Source organism: Cephaloticoccus capnophilus (assembly GCF_001580045.1).
GTDB classification, from domain to species: domain Bacteria; phylum Verrucomicrobiota; class Verrucomicrobiia; order Opitutales; family Opitutaceae; genus Cephaloticoccus; species Cephaloticoccus capnophilus.
This window is the reverse complement of the sequence record NZ_LSZP01000062.1, coordinates 26,603-48,992: the sequence shown is the minus strand read 5'-3', so window position 1 is coordinate 48,992 and position 22,390 is coordinate 26,603. Positions and strand designations below refer to the sequence as shown.

The window sequence follows — 22,390 nt, the reverse complement described above, 5'->3', positions numbered from 1 at the left end:
ATCCGTATTCCGATGCCTCGCTTAAAAACGTGTTTCTTCCTCGTCGTCGCACTCGCCTCTGCACTGCCCGCCTCGGCGCATCATCTTTGGCTTTATGCGAGCCGCTATGATGCGCCGCGCCTCGCGACCGCGCGGCAGTGGGGACAGTGGAAGCCCGACTCGGTTATTCTCTTCGGCTATGGCGATTACTACCCGCTGCACGACCTTTTGGAGCCGGCGCAGGTCGCCTCGCTCACGCGCTACTCGGCCAACGGCGACCAGCAGCCCATTCGGCTCGGCAGCGGCCCTTTTCTCGCCTCGGAGTTGGCGGTTTTTAGCGAGGGCGCACACCTCGTCGCCGCGAGCCTGCAGCCGCGTTTTGTCGCCCGCGTGGGCGACGAAGCCCAGCACCATTATGTTTTTGTCCCGCGTGACGAGGTGATGGAGGGCCTGCCCGTTATCCGCAGTTTCCTGTATCACAATTATGCGAAGGCACTCTTCCAAGTCGGGCCGCGAGAGCGTGCCTCCAGTCCCGCCGACGCAGCGCTCCTCGCTCGGCCTGTAGGCCATCCGCTGGAAATCGTGCTGCTGAGTAATCCGCGCGAACTGGGCGAGGCGAAAAGTAAAGCAGGGCAGGAGCGCTCTCTCGGAGGCGGCGGGCTCGACTTTGCCGTGCGCTTCAACGGCCAGCCCTTGGCCGAGGCTTACGTGCAGGCGCGGCACCTCGGGTTGCCGAAAAGCGAAGTCGGCGCGACCTGGACGCTCGAGCTCGACGAAGCGGGGCAGGGCACGCTTCCCGCGCCGCGCGCCGGGATTTGGGAGCTGCAAGTCTCGCATCGCGCGGCCCCAGCACCCGAGCTTGCGGACAAGGTCGGTGACCTGCGCTACTCGGCCAGCTTCACCTTTGAAGTGCCGGCTGCCTCCCCATCTCGATAAAAGGCTGTCCCGATTGGAGGCAGCGCTTTGGCATAGTGGGAGTCGCTGTCGTAGCGCGCCGAAAGCGGTGCTACTGGCGGAGTTGAGGGCGGCTAATAAGGGCCTGTGGCACTGTGCAGTTCTTGCGCTACTGGCGGTGTGCCTCATCTAGGACGGCACAGCCAATGCCGTTACGTAAAAGAGACTCCTCTATGTCGCCCACCGCGTTAGCAGCGGGGAAGGGGGCGCTGGGCGTTCTCGTGTCGCGGCAGCGCAGCGGCAGGCGGTTTTTATTTTGGCTGCGGTCACTGACCGCGCGGAGACTTCAGCTTATCGCGTTTCTCCTTGCCGGACTTTTGACGACCGGTGCGCAGTGGGATGCCGTGCAGGTGCTGGCTTGGGCGCGAATGACGGTGCAATCGCTAAACGCGGGGACTGCTTGGGAGGCTGCACTGGCGGACACGTTTTCGGGCGAGCTGTGTGAGATTTGTGAAGCGGTCGATGAGGCGCGGCAGGCGCAGCACTCGCCGGCGGGTGCTGCGACTACGCCCAAGGGGGGAAAGCTGCTTCTCGCAGTGTATCCCGCTGCCGATGAGTTAATCTTTTCCGAAGTGTCCGCCGTTGATGTGGCGGGCCGGTGGTCGCTTAGCGACCAAGTGGGACGCTCGATTGAGCGTGGGGCACCGCCTGCCCCGCCGCCGAAAAGCCAAGGGCTGGTTTAGCTTGGCTAAGCGACAGTGAGGACGGCTCGGCGATCCATGATCGCGCGGCGCCTGTCGTTTATTGGCCCGCATGAGCCCGAGCGGATTTTTTCGCTTGGGCGTTAATCCTCGTTTCCGCTGCGCCCGGGCGAGCAGCGCTTTGCGCGGCGATACACCTCTCAATTCACCCTTTTTTTACTCAAATTTCATGAAGTCTTTTTCTTTTGTTTTTTTAGCAACGGCTCTGACGGCGTTTGCCCAAGCGGAATCGCTTAGCGCGAGCGACGCTGTCTCCGTGCTCAGTCCTCTCGTTGTCACGAGTGTCCGTGCGCAGTCGAAGCCGCTCACTGTCATTTCCTCTACCCAAACGCCCGTGCAGCCGATTCCGGCTCAAGACGGGGCCGATACCTTAAAGGCGATTCCGGGGTTTTCCGTCGGGCGCAAAGGCGGGACCGGGGGCGAGGTCACGCTTCGCGGGCAAGCGGGTTCGCGGCTCGACTTGCTCCTCGACGGGCAGAGCGTCCTCGGCGGCTGTCCGAATCGGATGGACCCGCCCACGGCGTATATTTTCCCTGCGTCCTTCGACCGCGTGCGCGTGCTCAAGGGGCCGCAGACTGTCCTTTATGGGCCGGGAAATTCGGCGGGCGTCGTGCTTTTCGAACGCGAGCTGCGACGGTATGTGCAGCGCACAGCTCAGGCGGATGCTTCAGCGACTCTCGGCAGCTTCGGCCGTCGCGACGCTTGGGCCTCGGCCCGGGCGGGGAGCGCCCTGGGTTACGGCGAGGTTTCGCTTAATCACACTCGCGCGGCCGATTATGAGGATGGTGACGGCGCGCGTGTGCATTCGCAGTATGAACGCACGAGCGTAAATGCGGCCCTAGGCTGGACGCCCGATGCGCAAACGCTCGTCGAGCTTTCGGGCACTTGGAGCGAGGGCGAGGCCGCCTACGGCCATAGCATGATGGATGCGACGCAGCTCGATCGCGAGAGCCTCGCGCTGCGCGTCGAGCGCACGGAGCTTTCGTCTAAAGTTGCGCGAGTGGAGGCGCAGCTCGCCTACAATCATGCCGACCACATCATGGACGACTTTCGGCTGCGTGTGCCGGGGATGATGCCGATGGGCGAGTCGCGTCCCGATCACCGCGTGTGGAGTGGGCGAGTGCTGGGCGAGTTCGCGGCGAGTGAGGCGTTGGAGCTGCGGCTCGGCGGCGATTTTCGCGAGGGTCGGCACCGCTCAAAAGACTCGGGGGCTTGGGTCGCCGATGCGAAGATCGGGAGCACCGGCGTTTTTGCCGAAGCCGAGATGGGCTTGGGCGATCGGGGCCGTGTGCTTGCCGGTGCACGTCTTGACCGCTGGGAGGCGCAGGACTTTAGGCAAAGCCTCGCGAGCGGGATGATGGGGATGGGAGGCAGCGTGCCCAACCCGACTGCGAATGCGAAGCGCCGCACGACACTCGCTGCGGGCTTCGTGCGCTATGAGCATGGATCACAGGAGCAGGAGGGGCTTACCAGCTATGCGGGACTCGGCTACACGGAGCGTGCGCCGGACTACTGGGAGCTCGTGCGGCATGAGAGCCTCGGGACACGCAGTGCCTTTGGCACTCGGCCCGAAAAAACCGCTCAACTCGACATCGGGCTCAATTACGCGCGCGGGCCGTTTACCGCTTTCGTCGCCGCCTTTGCCAATCGCGTGGACGATTTCATTTTGCTGCAAAACGGCGTTGTGAAAGGGATGCGCACCGTGACCGCCGTGCGCAATGTCGATGCCGAGTCTTGGGGCGGCGAAGCGGGCTTGGGCTACACTTTGGCCGAGCAGTGGCACGTAGACACGAGTCTCGCCTATGTGCGTGGGCGTAACCGCAGCGATGCCGCTGCGCTTGCACAACAGCCACCGCTGGAGGGCCGACTAAGCGTGAGTTACGCTGCGCCGCGCTGGTCGGTCGGGGCCTTGGCCCGTGCGGTCGCCGCGCAAAACCGCGTCGCAGTCGGGCAGGGGACAATCGCTGGACAAGACCTCGGACGTACGCCGGGGTTTGGGGTGCTCTCGCTCAACGCGGGTTGGCGTGTGACCGAGCGCGCGACGCTGACGGCGGGAGTCGATAACGTATTCGATAAAACTTACGCCGAGCATCTGAGCCGCGCGGGCGCAGCAGTAAATGGCTACCCGACGACCGCGCGGATTAACGAACCAGGCCGCACCTTGTGGACGACACTCAGGGTTTCTTTTTGAGCCGTAGCGCAGCGGTCAGTGGCCGCTCTCTCTGAGCTTCCACTGCGCGTGGGGCGGCAGGCTGTGCCTGCACCCGTTCAATTTGGGAATTGGCCCCGTCGCTTCGCGACGAAACCAATTCCCAAATTTGAAAGCATTCCTCCCTGTCGCGTTGCGACAGGGGGAGTAGAGTGATAACCCGTTTGGGCGAGGTGGGGGAAATCACGAGTAAACTCCCGCCTCCAAGTTTGGGTTCCTTTTCACAGAGCCGCTTGGTTGCTGTGCGAATGCACGGCAACCAAGCGGCTCTGTAAACGGGTGCAGCGATGGACGGTGGGCCAATATTTGACGACGGCTCGGCGACTAAGGTCGTCCTGTGCACGCCGTCAGGCCCGCCGCCAAATAAAACAGCCTGCGGCTGCGCTCCACGCGCAGTGGGGAAAATAGCCTGTTGCGTGATTTGGTAAAGTGCTGCGGTTTGGCAGTTTGAGTTATTCCTTGTTATGTCGCGAAAACCCAAACGCAGTCGCTCCTCCCGTTCTTCTTCGTCGCAACGGTTACGTTCTCGTGCGCCGCGCCGTTGGCGGCGGGCGAAGGTCTTTTTATGGGCGAACCTGGCCTTATGGGCGGCGATAGGCGGCTGGTTTCTCCTGCAGCCTGTCGAGCGGCAGCAGGAAGTGAAGCGACTCGTGGTCAATGCCGTGCAGGGCAAGAAGGATGTGACCGCTTTCGAAGTCGCGTGGGATTTGTGGCAACTGTATTACGGAAAGGACTACGTCGAGGTCGATGTGGCTGAGCGTGCCGCGCGCAAAACTGCGACCACATCGAGCGATCTGAATTATTTTTATGGTGGTGCACCAACGTCGGCCAGTGGCGCGCTGCGCATTCTGAAGAATACGGGCTATGCCGTGGGCTACAGTGATGCGCGGGGGAATCCACTCTGGGCGGCGTATGGGGTGAGCGACCGGCCTGTTACGGAGGTGCCGCCGCGCCCCGAGAAGTTTGTTGTCGATAGGCGCACGGTGGCGCGCGTGACGTCGGCGGCGTATACAGGCAGCGGTTACGATCGTGGGCACCTCGCGCCCAACTACGCGATCGCGCTCCACCACGGGGCGCGTGCTCAAGAGGAGACGTTTTTAATGTCCAACATCATTCCGCAGCGGCACGGGCTAAACGCAGGGCTTTGGAAAAAGTTGGAGCAGCGAATCGCGCGCAACTATCCCGCCCGTTTCGGCGAAGTGTGGGTCTTAGCGGGACCGATTTTTGGGAGGAACCCGCAGCGGCTTCGGGAGGATGTCGAAGTGCCCGAAGCCTGTTACATGATACTCGTCGATGAAAATGCGGGGCGGCTGCGGACGCTGGCTTTCATCTTTCCGCAGCAACCGCTCTCGGATGATCTAGCCGACTACTTGACGACGATTGACGAGATTGAGGCCAGGACGGGGCTAGATTTCTTTGGTGCACTGCCTGCTGCCACCCAGCACGCCCTCGAGTCCACCAAGGCCTCGCGCGTATGGTAGCCGCGTGCTCAGTGAGCGTTTCCGCTCACTCTCTCGCGTAGGGTGCAGGGTCACCGCTCCTTGAGCCGCGTGATCAGTGAGCGCCGAGCTCGGCTTTGGTTTCGGTGAATTTTTGGACGGCGTGGGCGAGTTCGTCGCGGCTGTGCACGGCGGAGACTTGCACGCGGATCCGCGCTTTGCCGAGCGGCACGACGGGATACGAAAAGCCGACGACGTAGATGCCTTTTCCCAAAAGCCGATCGGCAAAGCGTTGGGCGAGTGCGGCGTCGCCAAGCATTACGGGAGTGATGGGGTGTGTGCCGGGCAGAAGCGTAAATCCCGCTGCGCTGAGCTGCTCGCGAAAGAAGCGGGTGTTTTCGGCCAGTCGCGCGCGCAACTCGCCCGAACGGGTGAGCAGCTCCAAGGCCTTTAGCGAGGCCGCAGCGACCACGGGCGGGAGCGTGTTGGAGAAGAGGTAGGGGCGGGAGCGTTGGCGGAGCAGTTCTACGATTTCGCGACGCGCACTGGTGTAGCCGCCGCTCGCGCCGCCAAGTGCTTTGCCGAGCGTGCCGGTTAGGATGTCTACGCGGCCTTCGACGCCGCAGTGCTCGGGAGTGCCGCGTCCATTTGCACCGATGACGCCGACTGCGTGGCTGTCGTCGACCATCACGAGTGCGCCGTAGCGTTCTGCGAGGTCGCAGATGCCGCGCAGGTCGGCAATCGTGCCGTCCATCGAGAAAACGCCGTCGGTGGCGATGAGTTTGTGGCGTGCGCCGTTGGCATCGGCTTCGCGCAGTTTGGCTTCGAGGTCGGCGAGGTCGTTGTTTTGGTAACGGTAGCGGCGCGCGCGGCAGAGCCGGACGCCATCGATTATGGAGGCGTGGTTGAGCGCGTCAGAAAGGATGGCGTCTTCGGGGCCGAGGAGCGTTTCAAAGAGGCCGCCGTTGGCGTCGAAACAGGAGGCATAGAGGATCGTGTCCTCCATGCCGAGGTAGTGGCTGAGCGCAGCTTCGAGGTCGCGGTGGAGCGTCTGTGTGCCGCAGATGAAGCGCACGGAGGCGAGCCCGTAGCCCCAGCGGTCGAGCGCGGCATGTGCCGCGGCGACGAGTTCGGGGTGGTTGGCGAGGCCGAGGTAGTTGTTGGCGCAGAGATTAAGGAGTGCGTGTGGCGTATCGGAGGAGGCACTACTCTTGGTCGCGCCGAGCATCGTGCCATAGGGCGGCGCAACCTGCACTTGTGCGGCTTGCGGCGTGGTGATGAGCCGTTCGCGCTTGGTCGTGCCAGCGGTGTCGATTTCGGCGAGTGTGGCGCTGACTTGGGTTTTGAATTCGGGGCTGAGCATGGGGGGCGCTGACTCTTTTTATGGGCGAGGCGCAGTGTGGGCGCCCCGCCGGAGGGGTTGGGGAAACTTAATGGGCGGTTTTCCGCGTTTTTTTGGGGGAGTTGGGTTAGGGCAGCGTTTTAATCGTCCCAAGTGAGGATGATTTTTCCGCTCTTGCCGGAGCGCATGAGGGCGAAGGCGTGCTCGAAGTCGCGGTAGTGAAAGCGGTGCGTGATGACGGGCGATATATCGAGCCCGCTCTGAATCATGGCGGTCATCTTATACCAAGTCTCATACATCTCGCGTCCGTAGACGCCTTTGATGGTGAGCATGTTAAAGACGACCTTGTTCCAGTCTACGGGGGCGGCATCAGGCATGATGCCGAGTAGCGCGATGCGCCCGCCGTGTGTCATGTTATCAATCATCGCGTCGAGTGCGCGCGGGTTACCCGACATTTCGAGTCCGACGTCGAAGCCTTCGTGCATGCCGAGTTCGCGCTGCACGTCTTGGAGCTTTTCGCGGGAGGCATCCACCGTGTGCGTCGCCCCCATCCGCGAAGCCAGCGCGAGCCGGTCGGGGTTGACGTCGCTAACGACGACTCGGCGTGCGCCGACATGGCGGGCGATCGCGGCAGCCATGCAACCGATGGGCCCCGCACCGGTTATCAATACGTCTTCGCCCACGAGGTCGAACTGGAGCGCGGTATGCGTGGCGTTTCCCAGCGGGTCGAAGCAGCTCAGCACGTCGAGCGGGATGGCGGGGTCTACGTGCACCGCGTTGGCGGCAGGGATGCAGAGGTATTGCGCGAAGGCGCCGTCGCGGTTGACGCCCACGCCTTGTGTATCGCGGCAGAGGTGGCGGCGACCGGCGAGGCAGTTGCGACACATGCCGCAGACGATGTGGCCCTCGCCATCGACTAGGTCGCCCGGCGCGAAGCCTTTTACATTGGCCCCGACTCGATCAATCGTGCCGACGAATTCGTGCCCGATAATCATCGGCGGGCGGATGGTCTGCTCGGCCCAGTGGTCCCAGTTGTAAATGTGTAGGTCGGTGCCGCAGATGGAGGTCTGCTTAATTTTGATGAGCACATCGTTGATGCCAGGCTCGGGAATCGGCGCATCGATCAGCGCGAGCCCGGGGCCGGGCGTGGTTTTGGCAATGGCGCGCATATGAGGCGGCCTGCGGCCTCGGCCATTTTGACGACGCCCGCTGAGCGCCTGCGGCGGTGTCGGGGGAGGGGAAGAGAGTGGGGGCTGGCGAGTCGGGGCACTCATAAGCCAGAAGGCAGATTGGGTTGAGGTAAAGAGAAGCGCCCCTGCGTCAGTCGGGAAGCACGTGCGGCGTGCCTTATCCTGTCGTGCGAGCGTGACTGTCAGTGCCACAGGGCGCACTGGCGCTAAAGGTTTCTTTGATAATGGATTTTGCGTAGTCCCAGAGCGCCGGGGAGCCCGCAGCGATGTGCGCGTTTCGCTCAAGGACGCGGTCTTGGGTGATGCCGTGTTTTTGCCACGCTGCGCCGCCGGTCAAGGTGTTGAGGAGGATAGGGTTTAGCCGGTCGCAGGCTGTGGCGAAGCGCGCTTCGGGCGTCTCCTGCGCCTCAAACTCGTCCCAGAGTGCGCGATACTCTCGCGCTTGGTCTTCGGGCAGTAGCCCGAAGATCCGATCTGCGGCGCGGGCCTCGCGAGCGTGTTGGTCGGTCCTGTTCACCTCGTCGTAGGCGAAGGTGTCGCCTGCATCGATTTCCACGAGGTCGTGAATCAGGGCCATTTTGAGGACGCGCAGCACATCGAGTGGCTGGCCCAGTTCGCCTATGGCATGCTCGGCGAGTGTCATGACCATCAGGGCGAAGTGCCACGAGTGCTCGGCAGTGTTTTCGGCGCGGCGGCTCTGGCTGGTGAGCGTTTGCCGCGTGATTTCCTTCAACTTATCGGCCTCGATGATGAACCGTATCTGTTGCTCTAGGCGTGTCATGCTGGACAGGGTGGCTTTGGCGTTCGCGCGTGTCGCGTGTGCGAAGGGTGGTCCCCGACAAAATCGGGGGAGAAATTACCCTGCGTGTTTCATTTTGTCGCGTGAGCGTCAATGGCAGAGGCGCCAAACCTCCCCCCACCTAGAGGGGGTAGGTTTGGCGCGGGCGTTGACAGAGGTTTTCATTGCTTTGGCCCAAGCGGAGACTTTCACTCGCCGCCTTTTTTCAAGAAAGCTTCTCACTGATGAAAATCCTCGTTGCCGATAAAGTCTCGCCTAAGGGAGTGGAATACCTGCGCCAGCAGCCGGGTTTGAGTGTCGTCGAGGCCTATGGCTCCACGCCTGAGCAAGTCCTTGGCCTCGTGGGCGATGTGCACGCCATCATCGTTCGCAGCGAGACGAAGATCACCGCCGAGGTGATCGCTGCGGCCCCGTTGCTCAAAGTCGTGGGCCGCGCGGGTGTGGGCGTGGATAATGTCGATGTCGAGGCGGCGACTGATCGCGGCGTCATCGTCATGAACACGCCTTCGGGGAACACGATAGCGACTGCGGAGCTCACCTTTACGCACATCCTTTGTGGGGCGCGGCCTGTGCCGCAGGCCGCAGCGTCGATGCGCGAGGGCCGTTGGGATCGCAAAAACTTCTCGGGCGGCGAGCTGTTTAGAAAAACGCTCGGTGTCGTCGGCCTAGGCCGTATCGGCGGCGAGGTGGCCAAGCGCGCTCAAGCCTTCGGCATGCGTGTAATCGCCTACGACCCGTATCTCGCACCCAGCCGCGCGAAGGCGATGCAGGTGGAGGGCGTCTCGCTCGACACGCTTCTCGTGCAGAGTGACTACATCACCGTGCACATGCCGCTAACTGAGGCGACGCACCACATGATCGACGAGGCGGCGCTCGCGAAATGCAAACACGGCGTCCGGCTTTTCAACTGCGCGCGCGGCGGCATCATCAAGGAGACCGCGCTCATCGCCGCGCTCCAATCCGGCCAAGTCGCCGCCGCCGGGCTCGACGTGTATGAGGACGAGCCACTCGCTGCCGATAGCCCCCTGCGCTCGCTCCCCGGGCTCACGCTTACGCCGCACCTCGGGGCTTCGACGGCGGAGGCGCAAGAGAGCGTGGGCATCGAAGTGGCCGAGCAAGTCGCCGATGTGCTCCAGGGCGGTGTCATTCGCAATGCGGTTAACATGCCCTCGCTCGACGCCGCCGCGCTCAAGACGCTGGGCCCCTACATGGAGCTTGGCCAAAGCCTCGGTGCACTCGTTCAGCAACTCGGCCCGAAGCAAATCGACTCGCTCAACATCACTTACTGGGGCCGCGTGATCGACCTCGATGCCAACGCGATCACCCGCGCTATCCAGCGCGGCTTCCTGCGCCGGATCAGCGGCGAGGCGATTAACTACGTCAACGCGCCGGTCGCCCTCAAGCGTCTCGGCGTGCAATCGAAGGTGCTCAAATCCACGGACGAAGTGGACTACACTGAGCTTATCTCGGTCGAAGCGGTCGCGCCGGACGGCACCGTCGCGGCGGCGAAAGGCACGCTCGTTGGCAAGACCGGCAAGGCGCGCGTGGTCGAGATCAACAACCGCGAGGTCGAGGTCGAGGCGGTGGGCAAGCTCCTCATTATCGAAAACCAAGACCAGCCTGGGATGATTGGCTATGTGGGTAACCTGCTCGGGCGCGACCGCGTGAACATTGCCAACATGTCGCTCTCCCGCACGGGCCCAGGGGAGACGGCGCTCATCGTCATCAATCTCGACAGCGAGCCTAGCGCGGAGACTCGTGCCGAGCTTAAGGCGAACCCCGCGATCAAGATGGCCAAATTTGTGCAGATCTAACGCTAACGTGAGACGCGCTGCCCGCAGTTCCTCATCGCTCGTCGGCACGGCAAACACACTTGCCGCCGCCTGCGCTTGCGCACCAGTCGCCACCAAGACTTGCGCGCCAACCGCCGGCCACGCTTGCGCACTTTTCGTAGCCCATGCTAGCGCAGCACACTTCGCCTGTGCCGCGCACTTGTCGCATTCCTCATGAGCCTCCTTTTTGCTGCTGCCGTTCTCGGGTATCTCTTAGGGGCAATTCCCTTTGGCTACCTCGTCGCGCGGGCGAAGGGCGTAAACATCTTTGAGGTCGGCAGCAAAAGCCCGGGGGCGACCAATGTGCGCCGCACGCTCGGCCCCGCAGCGGGCAACCTCGTTTTTGCGCTCGATGTGCTAAAAGGCGCACTCGCCGCGTGCTGGGCCTTACACGCGCACAGCAGCGTAACGCTCAACGCGGCGGCCCTCGGCCTGCCTGCGCTCGGCTCGGTCGATATTGCGGGCACGAGTTGGTATCCACTCGGGGCTGCCGGACTCGTCGGCGCATTACTCGGGCACAGCTTCTCGTGTTTTACGAAGTTTCGCGGCGGCAAAGGTGTGGCCACTGGCGCGGGCGGCGTGCTTGTGCTCGTGCCGATCGCGGGAGGCATCGGCGCGCTGCTCTGGGGGGCGACGTTTTACGCGACGCGCTACGTGTCGCTCGCCTCGATGCTCGCCGCGCTCTCGCTGCCGCTCTCCACTTGGGCACTCGGGCGACCTGGCTGGCTCGTTGGCGTGACGACCCTCATCGCGCTCTTCGTCATTTACCGCCACCGCGAGAATTGCCGCCGCCTGCTTGCAGGCACTGAAAACCGTTTTGCGAAAAAACAGCGCCCTTCAACACCCGCGCCGCCCGTTGCCGGCGCATGACCGACCCACAACCAAACGACACCCCGCATGAGTAAGGACACTAGCATTAACATCGGCCTTTGTGGCTTCGGCACTGTGGGGCAGGGCGTTTGGAAGCACCTTGAGCAAAACCGCGCCGAGCTCGCCGCTCGTCTCGGTGCACCGCTACGCATCGCCGCGATCGCGGTGCGCGACCCCCAGCGCAAACGCGCGGTCAAGCTTCCGCCCAAACTCTTGCGCGAGGACCCGCTCGAAATCGCCACTGCACCCGACATCCCAATCGTGTGCGAACTCATGGGCGGCACGGACCTTGCGCACCGCGTGACGCTCGCCGCATTGCGCGCTGGGAAAATCGTCGTCTCAGCGAACAAAGCACTCATTTGCGAGCACGGCGCGGAAATCTTCGCGACCGCGCGCAAACACGGTGGGCACTTCTTTTTCGAGGCCAGCGTCGCGGGCGGCATCCCTATCATCAAGGCCCTGCGCGAGGGATTAGTCGCCAATCGCTTTCCGCAAATTTACGGCATCCTCAACGGCACGTGTAACTACATCCTTACGCAGATGGAGGAGCGCGACGCGCCCTACGCCGAAATCCTCAGCGAGGCCAAGGCGATGGGCTATGCCGAGGCCGACGAGTCGCTCGATGTCGGCGGTTGGGACGCCGCGCACAAGGCGGCCGTCCTCGCTTGGTTGGCACACGGGCTGTGGGTTCCGCCCTCGCGGATGATTGTCGAAGGCATTGAGCGCGTGACGCCCGCCGACTTTAAAAACGCCGCCACGCTCGGCTACAGCATCAAGCTCCTAGCCATCATCACGCGAGACTTCGCCAGCAACGAAGTCTCGGTCAAAGTGCATCCCGCGCTGCTCCCCGACCACGACGTGATTGCGAGCGTCAACGGCGTCTACAACGCGATTTCCGTCACGGGTGACGTCGTCGGCACGACGCTCTATATTGGCAAAGGGGCCGGACAAGATGCGACCGCCAGCGCAGTGATTAGCGATATCGCCGATGCCGTCGCGCTCCTGCGCAGCGGCAAATGCGTGCACCTCAATTCCGAAGTTGCGCCGCTGCCCGCCGAGCAAGCGAGTGCGGGGAAGAGCGGCGAAGGGAGTGTCGCCGCTTCGGCCGTGACGCTCGCCCCTCTGGAGCGCATCCACGGTCGCTATTACTTGCGACTCACGGTGCGCGACGAGCCGGGCGTCCTCGCACATATCGCCTCGATCATGGCGCAGCACGCGGTGAGCATTGCCAGCGTGTTGCAGACGCCTTCGGAAGATCCCGAAATGGCCTCACTCGTTCTCACCACGCACGACGCCAACGAACGCGCGATGCGCGACACGCTGCACGAGCTCTCGCGCCTAAAAGTCGTCAACGGTGCGCCGCTGCTCCTGCGTATTTGCGAGTTTAATACGTAAGCAAAGCTCGCGCCAAATCGCCGTATCCGTGTAGCCCTACTTTTCTCCAAACCCTTTTACGTTTTTTCAAAAAACAACCCACATGCCACGCATCGTTCAAAAATACGGCGGCACCTCGGTCGGTGACGTCGAACGCATCAAAAAAGTCGCCGAGCGGATCAAGGCCACACGCGAGCGCAGCGGCTCGGTCGTCGCCGTGGTATCTGCCCGAGCGGGCGTGACCAACGAGCTGCTCGCCCGTGCCCGCTCAGTGAGTGAGCAGCCGCCGCGTGAGCGCGAGCTCGACCAGCTCCTCGCCGTCGGCGAGCAAGAGACTTGCGCCCTCATGGCCATGGCCCTGCACGGGCTCGGGCTTGAGGCGGTCAGCTATACCGGTGCGCAGGCCGGTATCCGCACGGATAACGTGCACACGAGGGCGAAGATTAGGATGATCGACCCGGCGGCCATTGAGCGCGACCTCGCCGCCGGCCGCGTGGTCATCGTCGCCGGGTTCCAAGGCATCAACGACCACGGGCACACGACCACCTTTGGCCGCGGAGCTTCCGACCTGAGCGCGATCGCGCTCGCAGCCGCGCTGAAAGCCGACAAGTGCGAAATCTACACCGATGTCGATGGCGTCTACACCGCAGACCCGCGCGTCGTGCCCGATGCACGCAAGCTCGACGAAATCGCCTACGACGAGATGCTCGAACTCGCCTCTTCGGGCTCGAAAGTCATGATGTCGCGCTCCGTCGAGCTCGCCAAAAAATACAACGTCATTTTTGAAGTCCGCTCCTCCTTTAACTACAACCCGGGAACCATCGTGAAAGAAGAAGTCGCCTACATGGAGAAGGTCGTCGTGCGCGGCGTCGCCGTCGATAAAGACCAAGCCAAGGTCATCGTGAGCAACATTCCCGACAAGCCCGGCACGGCGGCGAGCGTCTTCCGTGCGCTGGCCGATGCCAACGTGAACGTCGACATGATCGTGCAAAACGTCGGCCGCGGCGGCGTCGCCAACCTCACCTTTACTGTGCCCCAAGGCGACTCGCACAGAGCCGTCGAGACGCTGCAGCCCGTTTTGGCCGAACTCGGCGGCGGCGAGGTCTCAATCCAAGACCACATCGCCAAACTTTCCGTCGTCGGTGTCGGCATGCGCTCGCACTCCGGCGTGGCCGCGACACTTTTCCAGACGCTCGCCGCGGCGGGCATCAACATCGAGATGATCAGCACTTCGGAGATAAAAATCTCGATCGTGCTCGACCAATTGCGCGCGGACGACGCGGCGCGGCTCGCGCACGCGGCGTTTCACTTGGACGCCGCAGTCTAGCCGTCCTCCAGCGCACTCGTTTCCTCCTTCCTTCGCCGCTATGCGCTTCATCTCGACACGCGGGCTCGCTGAGCCGCTAGGGTTTTCTGACGCAGTCGCCACCGGGCTCGCACCGGATGGCGGGCTCTTTTTGCCCGAGACCTTGCCCGACCTCTCGGCGCAGTGGGCGCAGTGGGCGGGGCTCGGCTACGCGGAGCTGTGCTACGAATTTATAAAGCTTTTCGCGACGGACATCTCCCCGGACACGCTGCGCGAAATTGTCCGCAAGTCGTATCAGCATTTCGACCATGCGCAGACTGCACCGCTCGTCGCGCTCGATAGCAGCACCTACGTGCTGGAGCTTTTTCACGGGCCGACGCTCGCCTTTAAAGACTTCGCGATGCAGCTGCTCGGGAACCTCTACGAGCACCAGTGCGCGCAGCGCGGCGAGTCGATCAATGTCCTCGGCGCGACCTCCGGCGACACTGGCGCGGCGGCGATTCATGCGCTCCTCGGCAAACCGGGCACTGCGATTTTTATCCTCTATCCAGACGGCCGCGTATCGCCGCTCCAAGAGCGGCAAATGACCTGCACGGGTGCGGACAACGTCTTTGCGCTGGCGATTGATGGCTCTTTTGACGATGCGCAGGCCGCACTCAAAACCATCTTTGGCGATACTGCATTTCGGCTCAAAAACCGGCTCTCGGCGGTCAACTCGATCAACCTCGCTCGCGTGCTCGCTCAGTGCGTTTACTACCTTTACGCGTGGCTCCAGCTGCCGAGCGAGGCGCGGGAGCGGGCGGAGTTCGTCGTTCCCACTGGGAATTTTGGAAACGTCCTCGCGGGCTGGCTCCTTCGGCGAATGGGCGTTCCCATCCCCGGTTTTAAAGTTGCGACCAACCAAAACGACATCCTCTACCGGCTCTTCACGACGGGCGAGTATCGCGTCGCCGAGGTGCAGCCTAGCCTCGCGCCCTCGATGGACATCCAAGTCGCCTCGAACTTCGAGCGCTTCCTTTATTATCAGTTAGGGAGCGACGCGGCAAAAGTGCGCGAGGTGATGGCCGCCTGCGCAAAGGACGGCGTGTATCGCTTTGAGGACTTTGACCGCAGCGCCTTTAGCGCGAGCCGCTGCACAGATGCGGAGATTCCCGAGATCATCGCCCGCGTGCGCCGTCGCTATGGCTACCTCGTAGACCCGCATACGGCCTGTGCGTTTAAGGAACTCTCGCCCGAAAAAGTCAGCGTTGTCCTCGCGACGGCCAGCCCGACGAAGTTTCCCGAAACGATTGGTGAGGCGATTGGCGCAGAGCCCAAGCACCCGCGCCTAGAGGTTTTAGGCAAGCTCCCCATCGTGAAACACCGGCTCCCCGCGAGCGTGAAAGCGATTACCGATTTCGTCGAAGCGCATGCCGTGTAGCGACTGGGCGCGGATTGGCTCAAGGCCATGCGATCCGTGCTGCGCCTCCGTTTTCGCCACCCAACAAGTCTACTCCCAACGGCTCCTTCCACTTCGCTAGCGCTGGCTTAGGGCGTCAGCGATTTTTGCATTAACGGGGCGATACGTGAGGCGGCGATCCCGCTCCAGATTTCGAGGGCTTTTGCGCCTTGATGGACGAGCATCGAAAGTCCGTTGGCGCGGGGGAGGCCGAGTTTGCGTGCGCGGTGGAGCAGGGGCGTTTCCGGCGGATTGTAAATCATGTCGTAGACGCCTGCGGGGCGTGGCAGTGCAGGGAGGTCGATCGGCATCGGGTCGCTTTCACGTAGCCCTGCCGAGGTGGCATTGATGACGAGTGCGTGTGCGGGTAGGTCGTCGGGAACCCGCGCGGGCGAAAATCCGTGAAGACGGTTTTTTTCGCCGCGGCGACTTTTGTCGGCCAGCGGTGCAAGCTCACTCAACAGGGTTTCCAAGTTGGCGGCGGTGCGGTTGGCGATCCAGAGCGAGGGGCAACCTTGGGCGAGGCACTCGACGGCTGCGCCACGTGCTGCGCCACCAGCACCGAGAAGAATGACGGGCTGCCCACTTAGATCGAGCCCGAGCGTTTCGCGCACGGCAGCGGCGAGCCCATAACCATCGGTATTAAAACCCTGCCAGCCGTCGCCAAGACTGTCGCACTGGTCGCCGCCCGCGTGTGCGGGTTGATCGTCATTTGCGCCACCGAGTCGCCGCAGGGTGTTGACGGCACCAATTACGCGGGCTGCGGGATCGATTTCGGCGACATGCGCGAGGGCGAGCACCTTGTGAGGGATGGTGAGGTTGAGCCCAAGAAACCCGCGTTTGCGAAGGAGCCGCAAGGCACGCGGCAAGTCTGCGGGCGGCACATCAATGGCGTAGTAACGCCAATCGGCTAGCTGCGGTGCCTCCTTAGCAAGCGCGGCGAGTGCGCCGTTGTGCATTTGGGGCGAGAGCGAATGCGCAATCGGATGCCCGAGCACAGCGAGCGAGGTCTGCGCAAACGACAGATCGCCCTGCTCTAAATCTGCGAGCGTGAGCACCCGCTGCGTATCAGTAATCCCGTGACTCATCCGGCGATGCTACGCGTCCCTTTCCGCATTCAACAATCCGCAAGACTTACATTTTTCGGATTGGCGACGGCTCAGCCCGAAGGGACGGACAGATTTTGGACGCAGCACGCGCGCGTGCTGCGCCCAATACAAACGGCCTGCGAGCGTTAGAACTTATAGGTTACAGAGCCCGCGAAGGCGCGCGGGTTGGCGACTTGGATGATATTCCACGAGAGCGCGGAGTAGTAGAGCTTGTCGGTGAGGTTGGTGACATCGACTCGATAGCTCCACGGGCCGCGTTCGTAGCCGATGTACGCATCGACGAGTGTGCGCGCGGGCAGGTAGCCGCGTGGCTGGATGGGGACGCCCATCGGGGTGAGGCCTGAGACGTTTTCCACGGAGCGTTTGCTGCTCCAGTTGGCACCGAGTCCGGCGGAGAGGCCGGCGAAGCGCCCCGTAGTGAATTCGTAGCGGACGAAGCCGGAGGCCATGTTCTCGGCAGAGCCGCGCAGCATGACGCCGTTGGGGTCACGGTTTTTGGTGTCGGAGGCACTGGCGATAATCGAAAGCTGCGGGGTGATGGAGCCCATGATTTGCAACTCGTAGCCGCTGGCTTTGCGCGAGAGCACGAGATCGGGCAGGAGCACCGGCGGCGGGGGTACGACGACGTTGAGCGGGTTGAAGACTGTGTAGCCGGTTTGCTCGATTTCGTAGTAGGCGAGGCTGGCAAGGATGCGTCCCTCGAAGAGTCGGAGCTTTAGGCCGACCTCGTCTTGCGTGCCTTCGGAGAAGGGATCGCGGCCTTCGTAGGTCTGCTGGAAGTTATTGGCAGGGACGGCGTTTTCGCTGTGTCCGTAGTAAACGGATACATTTGCGAGGGGTTTGAGGATGATGCCGTAGTTGTAGGTCGCCTTCGAGCCGGAGCCGGGGTACATCATGCCGGCGGGCGCGGTCGCGGTGGCGGCGGAGAGTTTGTTGCCGAAGACGCCGTTGTAGCTGGAGTGAGAGACCCCGCCAGAGAGGACGAGTCGGCTATCGAGGAACTCTAGACTTTGCGTAAGGTAGCTTTGGTAACTCGTGGTGATGCCCCGGCGATCGGTGTTGTTTGGGTAGGTCGTGACTGGCTCGTGAGGTACGTTATCGACCGTGAAGTCGGGGAGTTCTTGGCGGCGGGATTGGATGTTGTGGTGGGAGTAGGAGTAGGCGAAGCCGACGAGGGTGGAGGATTTTACAAGGTCGTTATCGACGATGTACGACCAATCGTTTTGCAGGTCGCGATAGCGTCCTTCGACAGCTTCGTAGGTGCCGACGTGCTGGAAGACGTTGCTCGGCTGCGGAGCTGGGCCGGAAACCCAGTTTGGGTTAGCTGGATCGGCCGAGGTGTTTTGCCAGCGGACGCCGCCTTCCCATTTTCCAGTAAAGGGGTTGATGCTGCCTCCGGGGGTGTCGAGGCCCCAGCGGAAATCGCCATTGGGGTGCGTGGATTGAGCGAGGCGACCGGCGAGCCGCACGGAGAGGCGATCGGTGATCACCGAGGTGAGTAACATCGTGACGGTGTTTGAGCGGCTCATCCGGTAGGAGTATTCCTCGCCCGGGGCGGCGCTGAAATCGAGCGGTACGCCGGGCATGGTGCGGAAAGCATCGTCGGGGCCGACCATCGGATCCATCGGGATGCCTTCGAGGTTGGAGGTGCGCGCGTCGTAGTATTCGTAGCGCAGCGTTAGGTTGGTCGCGGGGGCGATGCGCCAAGTCAGCGAGGGGGTGACAAGCAGCGACTCGCGGAAAGTACCCTGCACCCAGCTTTTGTTGTCTTGGGCGGCGGCGATGAGACGGTAGGCGAAGCGGTCGTTGATGGGGCCGGTGACGTCGGCCTCGACGCGGTTCGTTTCGTACTCGCCGAGTTGCGCCTTGAGCGAGCCGCCAAAGGCCCACTGCGGTTTCTTGGTTACGAGGTTGATCGATCCGCCCGGGACACCTGCGGGTTGGAGCACCGAGTCAGGTCCTTTGCTGATTTCCATGCGGTCGATGGCGGCGTGATCGTAGTTGGACTGCGAGGGCGTCGAGAAGCCATCGACGAGTCGCGAGCCCATGGCGAAGCCGCGGATGTTGGCGCGGTCTTGGGCGTTGGGGATGGTCGCATCGTTAATGCCCGCGACGTATTTGGCGGAGTCGAAGATCCGATTGCCGCCGATGTCGGCCACGAAGTCGCTAGTGAGTACGGTGACGGTCGAAGGCGTGTTGAGGACGTTCGTGACGATGCGCCCGCCGGAGGCCGCTTCGTCGGCCTGGTAGCGTGCGGGTTGGTAGGAGGAGACCTCAAAGGGCGATAGGATGACGGTCTCTTCGGATTCAGCGGCGCGGGCACTGGCGGGTGATTCGCCGGAGCTGCGTTGGGCAAAGCCAATTGGGGCAGTGCAAAGAAGGAATGCTGCGCAGGCGACGCGCAGCGGCGTGTTTCTTTTCATGGGGTAGGGGTATTGGGGTTTAGGGGTAGAGCGCGACCGCCGCTAAGCGGCAACGCCGAGTCGAACCGAACCCAGAACTACGATTTTTGCGCAACGCAAACCTGCGCATCTGCGTAATATTTCCGAAGTGCCGTGACGGTCGACTAACGAACCCAAGCGCAAGCCTCGCCGTTCACGACGAGGTCAAGCGAGGCAGTCTTTTTATGGAGCCGAAGGCTCCCCTGGCTTGTGAGGAGAAGCTCCGACCGCAGGGGCGGAGTTCTTCACAGTCAGCCATGCGCCGCCGGCGTGCCGTACGGTTTTAGGGCAGCACTTTTAGATCTGCGGCAGGGACGGGCACGAGGAGCCCTTGTTGAAGGACGTCGATTGAGAGAAGCACGCCGCTGGTGTTTCCGCCGCCACTGCCGTGGTGTTTGCCGCTCGATTCGGGGGCTTCGACAAAGCCCTCAACGCCTTTGAGCGGGCCGCTGATGATGCGCACGCGGCGGCCTTTGGTGAGGAGCGGTTTGAGCGTGAAATCGAGTCCGGAGGCGAGGAGTGCGCGGATATCGTCGAGCTGCGCGAGGAGGCGAGGGACGTCCTCCACTTCGAAGGCGCGCGCGAGCAGGTCTTGCTGATAAATGAGCGGCTTTTTCTCGGGCGGAATTTTAGCAAAAACGTAGCCGGGGAAGAGCGGTTTGGTAAAAACTTTGATACGCGCGCCGTAGCGGCGCTCGCTCCTCACGAGTGGCAGGTAGTGCTCGAAGCCGTGCGCCTGCATCAGCGCGGCAACCTTTTTTTCGCACCTCGGTTTGCAATGACACACCCACCACAGCGGCAGGCTGTTTTTATCGGGCGCGTTGTCCTCGCCTCCGCGTTCTTGAACGGGGGGCTCGCCGTTACAGGCCGGGGCCGCTGGTCCTTCGCTGTTTCCCTTCAAAGCCATTGCGCGATTTGGTCGAGGGCTTCGGCGTAGCCGTTAAACCCTTTGCCACTGATCATGACGCGGCAGGCGCCGGCGGTCATCGAGTGGTGGCGAAATTCTTCCCGCGCTTTGATGTCCGAGATATGCACCTCGACGGCGGGCAGGGCGGAGGCCGAGAGCGCGTCGCGCAGCGCGATACTGGTGTGTGAGTAGGCACCGAAGTTAACGATGAAGCCCGCCACGCCGGAATCCGTCAGTGAGTGGATTTTATCGACGAGTGCGCCTTCGCTGGCCGACTGGAAAAAGCGCGTCGCGAAGCCGCGCTGCTCTGCCTCTGTGCGGATAAAGGCCTCTAAGTCGGCGAGTGTGGCGTGTCCGTAAACTTGCGGCTCGCGTTTGCCGAGGCGGTCGAGGTTGGGGCCGTGGAGGATGGCGATGGTTTTCATAGTGCGTGGCGTCGCGCCCAAGCGGGCGGCGGTGGCGGGCGTTTTTCTAAAGTGGGTTCTCCGTCTCAATAAATTCCCAAGGCAACTCGAAGCGGTTGGCGAGTTCGGCGGCGAGTGCGCGCACGCCGTGGACTTCCGTAGCATAGTGGCCGCAGAGGTAGAGGTTGAGCCGAGCTTCTTGGGCGAGGTTAAAGTGCTCCTCGCGCAGCTCGCCAGTGATGAGTGTATCGACGATTGCCCTCCCGTCGTGGCCGACGAGTTCGCGCAATGCGCTGTTGCCGCTGCCGCTGCATAGAGCGACTTCGCGCGGTGCCTCGGCCCCGTAGCAAATCGCCGTGACTTGGCGGTAGTGTTCGCGCAACCGGGCTTCGAGCGCGTCGCGCGTCAGCGTGTTTCGGCAAATGAGCCCAATGTCGCCCCCCGGGTTAGGCGCGAAGCCGCGCTCGGGGCCGAGCCCGAGTTGGCGAGCGATGAGTGCGTTGTTGCCGATTTCTGGATGGGCATCGAGGGGCAGATGGCTGGAGTAGAGCGCACAGTCGGCGCGCAAGAGCGTCGCTACGCGTTCGTAGACGGGGCCGACGATCGGGCGGGGCATATCCCAATACATGCCGTGATGCACGATGAGGAAATCAATGCCTGCGGCGGCCGCTTTTTGGAACGGGATGAGGCCTGCATCGACAGCGGCCCCGATGCGTGTGACCTTGCCCGAGTTGTCCATTTGCAGTCCGTTGTGCGCGGCGGGCGCATCGACGAAGGCAGTGCGGCGGGTGCGTTGGTCACAATAGGCGACGAGTTCGGCAGTCGTTGGCATGGTCTCAGACAGACTGGAGCGGCGCACAAAAGTTTCGAGGTGGATTTTCCTAAAACAGCGGCCTACCGCTTTGCGCCCATGAGTGAAGCCAACGCGTCATCTGAGTCTCTCCCTTCCCGCAATTCGCCAGTCGAGCTAATCGCGGAGGCGGCGGGAAAGTTCGGACGCCGTCCCACTTGGGATGAATACTTCATGGCGACCGCGGTGTTGATTTCGACGCGCTCGTCTTGCGAGCGGCTCAACGTGGGCTGCGTAATCGTTACGGCGGGAGAGTCGCACAAAAACCGAATCGTCGCCGCGGGCTACAATGGGCACTTGCCCGGCTCTCCGCATACCTCGCGGATGCGAGACGGTCACGAGCAAGCGACCGTGCATGCCGAGCAAAACGCGATTTCGGATGCGGCGCGGCGCGGCTCGTCTGTCGAAGGCTGCACCGCCTACGTGACGCATTACCCGTGTATCAACTGCGCCAAGATCCTCGCCTCGGCGGGCATTGCGAAAATTTGCTACCGGCTCGACTACCATAATGACCCGCTGGTGAAACCGATGCTCGCGGAGGCCGGTATCGAAATCGTGCAGCTAGGCGAGGCGGCAAGCTAAGTGGCGGGCAGTTGCGCACGGCCCCTTGTCTGTCGGGCCACTTAGCTAATCCTTGCCGAGGATGCCCCCGTTTTGACACAAAAAAACCGCAGCGTCCGAAAAAGACCGTCTGCGGTTTGGAGAAACGAGTGACTGCGCGCTCGCTGCAGGGTGCGGCCGCGCTGCGTCGGCTTTTGGGGCTTTACGCTTTTTGGACGAGACCCGCCTTGAGCGCCTTTACCGAGACGAGCATCCGCTTGGTGCCCCCGTTGGGCAGTTTTACGCGGATGCGCTGGAGATTTGGCCGGAAGGTCCGGGGCGTGATGGCCGTGATATGCGTGCCGATGCCGCCGCTCTTTTTCGCAATGCCTTTGCGGTGAATGATGCGACCCTTGGTCGGGCGTTTGCCAGTGATTGCACAGATTTTGGCCATGTCTCGGTGTAGTGTTAAGCGGTGGTGAGTCTGGTGAAAAAGGGGCCGATTAGAGGGCTCAGAAACGCCGAAGCAAGGACATTCATAGTGAGTCACTGCTTCCCATACTCACTGAGTGCCACTACGCGTGGGGCGGCAGCGTGTCGCTGCACCCGTTCAATTTGGGATTTCTCATCGCGCTATCGCGCGAAAGCGAAATCCCAAATTTGAAAGGCTTCCCCCTGTCGCGTTGCGACAGGGAGAGTAGTAAAA

19 protein-coding genes are annotated in these 22,390 nt (G+C 62.5%); 10 read left to right on the top strand and 9 right to left on the bottom strand.

What is annotated here, in order from left to right; all coding sequences use genetic code 11:
- Positions 1 to 12 precede the first annotated feature (12 nt).
- The 4 genes from AXK12_RS08135 to AXK12_RS08120 all read left to right on the top strand — a co-directional run bounded on the left by AXK12_RS08135 (position 13) and on the right by AXK12_RS08120 (position 5,324).
- Positions 13 to 915 (top strand): DUF4198 domain-containing protein, encoded by a 903-nt coding sequence (locus AXK12_RS08135; RefSeq protein ID WP_068713276.1) that lies wholly within the window; start codon positions 13 to 15, stop codon positions 913 to 915.
- 191 nt (positions 916 to 1,106) lie between these two features.
- Complete coding sequence (locus AXK12_RS08130; RefSeq protein WP_068713274.1) at positions 1,107 to 1,616, top strand: hypothetical protein; 510 nt, start codon at positions 1,107 to 1,109, stop codon at positions 1,614 to 1,616.
- A gap of 187 nt (positions 1,617 to 1,803) precedes the next feature.
- Entirely contained in the window at positions 1,804 to 3,825 is a 2,022-nt protein-coding gene (locus tag AXK12_RS08125) for a TonB-dependent copper receptor (RefSeq protein ID WP_068713271.1), read from the top strand.
- Positions 3,826 to 4,481: 656 nt separating this feature from the next.
- The gene (locus tag AXK12_RS08120; protein ID WP_068713269.1) at positions 4,482 to 5,324 is read left to right on the top strand and encodes a DNA/RNA non-specific endonuclease; all 843 of its coding nucleotides are present in this window, start codon (positions 4,482 to 4,484) and stop codon (positions 5,322 to 5,324) included.
- Between the two features lie 73 nt (positions 5,325 to 5,397).
- On the opposite strand, the gene AXK12_RS08115 is transcribed toward AXK12_RS08120, so the two are convergent.
- The 3 genes from AXK12_RS08115 to AXK12_RS08105 form a co-directional block, all read right to left on the bottom strand.
- On the bottom strand, positions 5,398 to 6,645 hold the full coding sequence (locus AXK12_RS08115) for a glycine C-acetyltransferase (RefSeq protein ID WP_068713267.1): 1,248 nt from the start codon (positions 6,643 to 6,645) through the stop codon (positions 5,398 to 5,400).
- 119 nt (positions 6,646 to 6,764) lie between these two features.
- A complete protein-coding gene (tdh, locus tag AXK12_RS08110; RefSeq protein ID WP_068713265.1) occupies positions 6,765 to 7,793 on the bottom strand; it encodes an L-threonine 3-dehydrogenase in 1,029 nt (342 codons plus the stop codon).
- Positions 7,794 to 7,971: 178 nt separating this feature from the next.
- Positions 7,972 to 8,595: an HD domain-containing protein gene (locus AXK12_RS08105; protein ID WP_068713263.1), complete on the bottom strand. Its 624-nt coding sequence runs from the start codon at positions 8,593 to 8,595 to the stop codon at positions 7,972 to 7,974.
- 242 nt (positions 8,596 to 8,837) lie between these two features.
- On the opposite strand from AXK12_RS08105, the gene serA reads away from it, so the two are divergent.
- The 5 genes from serA to thrC all read left to right on the top strand — a co-directional run bounded on the left by serA (position 8,838) and on the right by thrC (position 15,415).
- On the top strand, positions 8,838 to 10,427 hold the full coding sequence (gene serA, locus AXK12_RS08100) for a phosphoglycerate dehydrogenase (RefSeq protein ID WP_068713356.1): 1,590 nt from the start codon (positions 8,838 to 8,840) through the stop codon (positions 10,425 to 10,427).
- 192 nt (positions 10,428 to 10,619) lie between these two features.
- Positions 10,620 to 11,315 carry a glycerol-3-phosphate 1-O-acyltransferase PlsY gene (gene plsY, locus AXK12_RS08095; protein WP_068713262.1) on the top strand — a complete coding sequence of 232 codons (696 nt, stop codon included), beginning with the start codon at positions 10,620 to 10,622 and terminating at the stop codon, positions 11,313 to 11,315.
- Between the two features lie 27 nt (positions 11,316 to 11,342).
- Positions 11,343 to 12,710, top strand: a complete 1,368-nt coding sequence (locus tag AXK12_RS08090) for a homoserine dehydrogenase (RefSeq protein WP_068713260.1) — start codon at positions 11,343 to 11,345, stop codon at positions 12,708 to 12,710.
- 82 nt (positions 12,711 to 12,792) lie between these two features.
- On the top strand, positions 12,793 to 14,016 hold the full coding sequence (locus AXK12_RS08085) for an aspartate kinase (protein WP_068713258.1): 1,224 nt from the start codon (positions 12,793 to 12,795) through the stop codon (positions 14,014 to 14,016).
- A 40-nt stretch (positions 14,017 to 14,056) separates the two neighbouring features.
- Positions 14,057 to 15,415, top strand: a complete 1,359-nt coding sequence (thrC, locus tag AXK12_RS08080; RefSeq protein ID WP_068713257.1) for a threonine synthase — start codon at positions 14,057 to 14,059, stop codon at positions 15,413 to 15,415.
- Between the two features lie 107 nt (positions 15,416 to 15,522).
- Here thrC and AXK12_RS08075 read toward each other — a convergent pair whose 3' ends face one another.
- The 5 genes from AXK12_RS08075 to AXK12_RS08055 form a co-directional block, all read right to left on the bottom strand.
- Complete coding sequence (locus AXK12_RS08075) at positions 15,523 to 16,521, bottom strand: shikimate dehydrogenase family protein (RefSeq protein WP_156468939.1); 999 nt, start codon at positions 16,519 to 16,521, stop codon at positions 15,523 to 15,525.
- A 146-nt stretch (positions 16,522 to 16,667) separates the two neighbouring features.
- Positions 16,668 to 18,965 (bottom strand): TonB-dependent siderophore receptor, encoded by a 2,298-nt coding sequence (locus AXK12_RS08070; protein WP_068713255.1) that lies wholly within the window; start codon positions 18,963 to 18,965, stop codon positions 16,668 to 16,670.
- A gap of 301 nt (positions 18,966 to 19,266) precedes the next feature.
- Positions 19,267 to 19,890 (bottom strand): transcription termination/antitermination protein NusG, encoded by a 624-nt coding sequence (gene nusG, locus AXK12_RS08065; RefSeq protein WP_068713253.1) that lies wholly within the window; start codon positions 19,888 to 19,890, stop codon positions 19,267 to 19,269.
- Entirely contained in the window at positions 19,881 to 20,315 is a 435-nt protein-coding gene (locus tag AXK12_RS08060) for a type II 3-dehydroquinate dehydratase (RefSeq protein WP_068713251.1), read from the bottom strand. Before AXK12_RS08060 ends, nusG begins: the two co-directional genes overlap by 10 nt.
- Positions 20,316 to 20,361: 46 nt before the next feature.
- Complete coding sequence (locus AXK12_RS08055; RefSeq protein ID WP_068713249.1) at positions 20,362 to 21,126, bottom strand: Nif3-like dinuclear metal center hexameric protein; 765 nt, start codon at positions 21,124 to 21,126, stop codon at positions 20,362 to 20,364.
- Positions 21,127 to 21,204: 78 nt separating this feature from the next.
- Here AXK12_RS08055 and AXK12_RS08050 point away from each other — a divergent pair, with 78 nt between their 5' ends.
- Entirely contained in the window at positions 21,205 to 21,726 is a 522-nt protein-coding gene (locus AXK12_RS08050; protein WP_082782760.1) for a deoxycytidylate deaminase, read from the top strand.
- 181 nt (positions 21,727 to 21,907) lie between these two features.
- Here AXK12_RS08050 and rpmB read toward each other — a convergent pair whose 3' ends face one another.
- Positions 21,908 to 22,138, bottom strand: coding sequence for a 50S ribosomal protein L28 (gene rpmB / locus AXK12_RS08045; RefSeq protein WP_068713247.1), 231 nt, complete (start codon positions 22,136 to 22,138; stop codon positions 21,908 to 21,910).
- Positions 22,139 to 22,390 lie beyond the last annotated feature (252 nt).

What these genes read in the sequence shown, in the direction of transcription:
- tdh (WP_068713265.1), bottom strand. Translation starts at nt 7,793, where the DNA reads ATGCGCGCCATTGCCAAAACCACGCCCGGCCCCGGGCTCGCGCTGATC.
- AXK12_RS08130 (WP_068713274.1), top strand. Translation starts at nt 1,107, where the DNA reads ATGTCGCCCACCGCGTTAGCAGCGGGGAAGGGGGCGCTGGGCGTTCTC.
- AXK12_RS08125 (WP_068713271.1), top strand. Translation starts at nt 1,804, where the DNA reads ATGAAGTCTTTTTCTTTTGTTTTTTTAGCAACGGCTCTGACGGCGTTT.
- AXK12_RS08050 (WP_082782760.1), top strand. Translation starts at nt 21,205, where the DNA reads ATGAGTGAAGCCAACGCGTCATCTGAGTCTCTCCCTTCCCGCAATTCG.
- AXK12_RS08115 (WP_068713267.1), bottom strand. Translation starts at nt 6,645, where the DNA reads ATGCTCAGCCCCGAATTCAAAACCCAAGTCAGCGCCACACTCGCCGAA.
- rpmB (WP_068713247.1), bottom strand. Translation starts at nt 22,138, where the DNA reads ATGGCCAAAATCTGTGCAATCACTGGCAAACGCCCGACCAAGGGTCGC.
- AXK12_RS08135 (WP_068713276.1), top strand. Translation starts at nt 13, where the DNA reads ATGCCTCGCTTAAAAACGTGTTTCTTCCTCGTCGTCGCACTCGCCTCT.
- thrC (WP_068713257.1), top strand. Translation starts at nt 14,057, where the DNA reads ATGCGCTTCATCTCGACACGCGGGCTCGCTGAGCCGCTAGGGTTTTCT.
- AXK12_RS08055 (WP_068713249.1), bottom strand. Translation starts at nt 21,126, where the DNA reads ATGCCAACGACTGCCGAACTCGTCGCCTATTGTGACCAACGCACCCGC.
- AXK12_RS08070 (WP_068713255.1), bottom strand. Translation starts at nt 18,965, where the DNA reads ATGAAAAGAAACACGCCGCTGCGCGTCGCCTGCGCAGCATTCCTTCTT.
- AXK12_RS08085 (WP_068713258.1), top strand. Translation starts at nt 12,793, where the DNA reads ATGCCACGCATCGTTCAAAAATACGGCGGCACCTCGGTCGGTGACGTC.
- AXK12_RS08075 (WP_156468939.1), bottom strand. Translation starts at nt 16,521, where the DNA reads ATGAGTCACGGGATTACTGATACGCAGCGGGTGCTCACGCTCGCAGAT.
- serA (WP_068713356.1), top strand. Translation starts at nt 8,838, where the DNA reads ATGAAAATCCTCGTTGCCGATAAAGTCTCGCCTAAGGGAGTGGAATAC.
- plsY (WP_068713262.1), top strand. Translation starts at nt 10,620, where the DNA reads ATGAGCCTCCTTTTTGCTGCTGCCGTTCTCGGGTATCTCTTAGGGGCA.
- nusG (WP_068713253.1), bottom strand. Translation starts at nt 19,890, where the DNA reads ATGGCTTTGAAGGGAAACAGCGAAGGACCAGCGGCCCCGGCCTGTAAC.
- AXK12_RS08090 (WP_068713260.1), top strand. Translation starts at nt 11,343, where the DNA reads ATGAGTAAGGACACTAGCATTAACATCGGCCTTTGTGGCTTCGGCACT.
- AXK12_RS08105 (WP_068713263.1), bottom strand. Translation starts at nt 8,595, where the DNA reads ATGACACGCCTAGAGCAACAGATACGGTTCATCATCGAGGCCGATAAG.
- AXK12_RS08060 (WP_068713251.1), bottom strand. Translation starts at nt 20,315, where the DNA reads ATGAAAACCATCGCCATCCTCCACGGCCCCAACCTCGACCGCCTCGGC.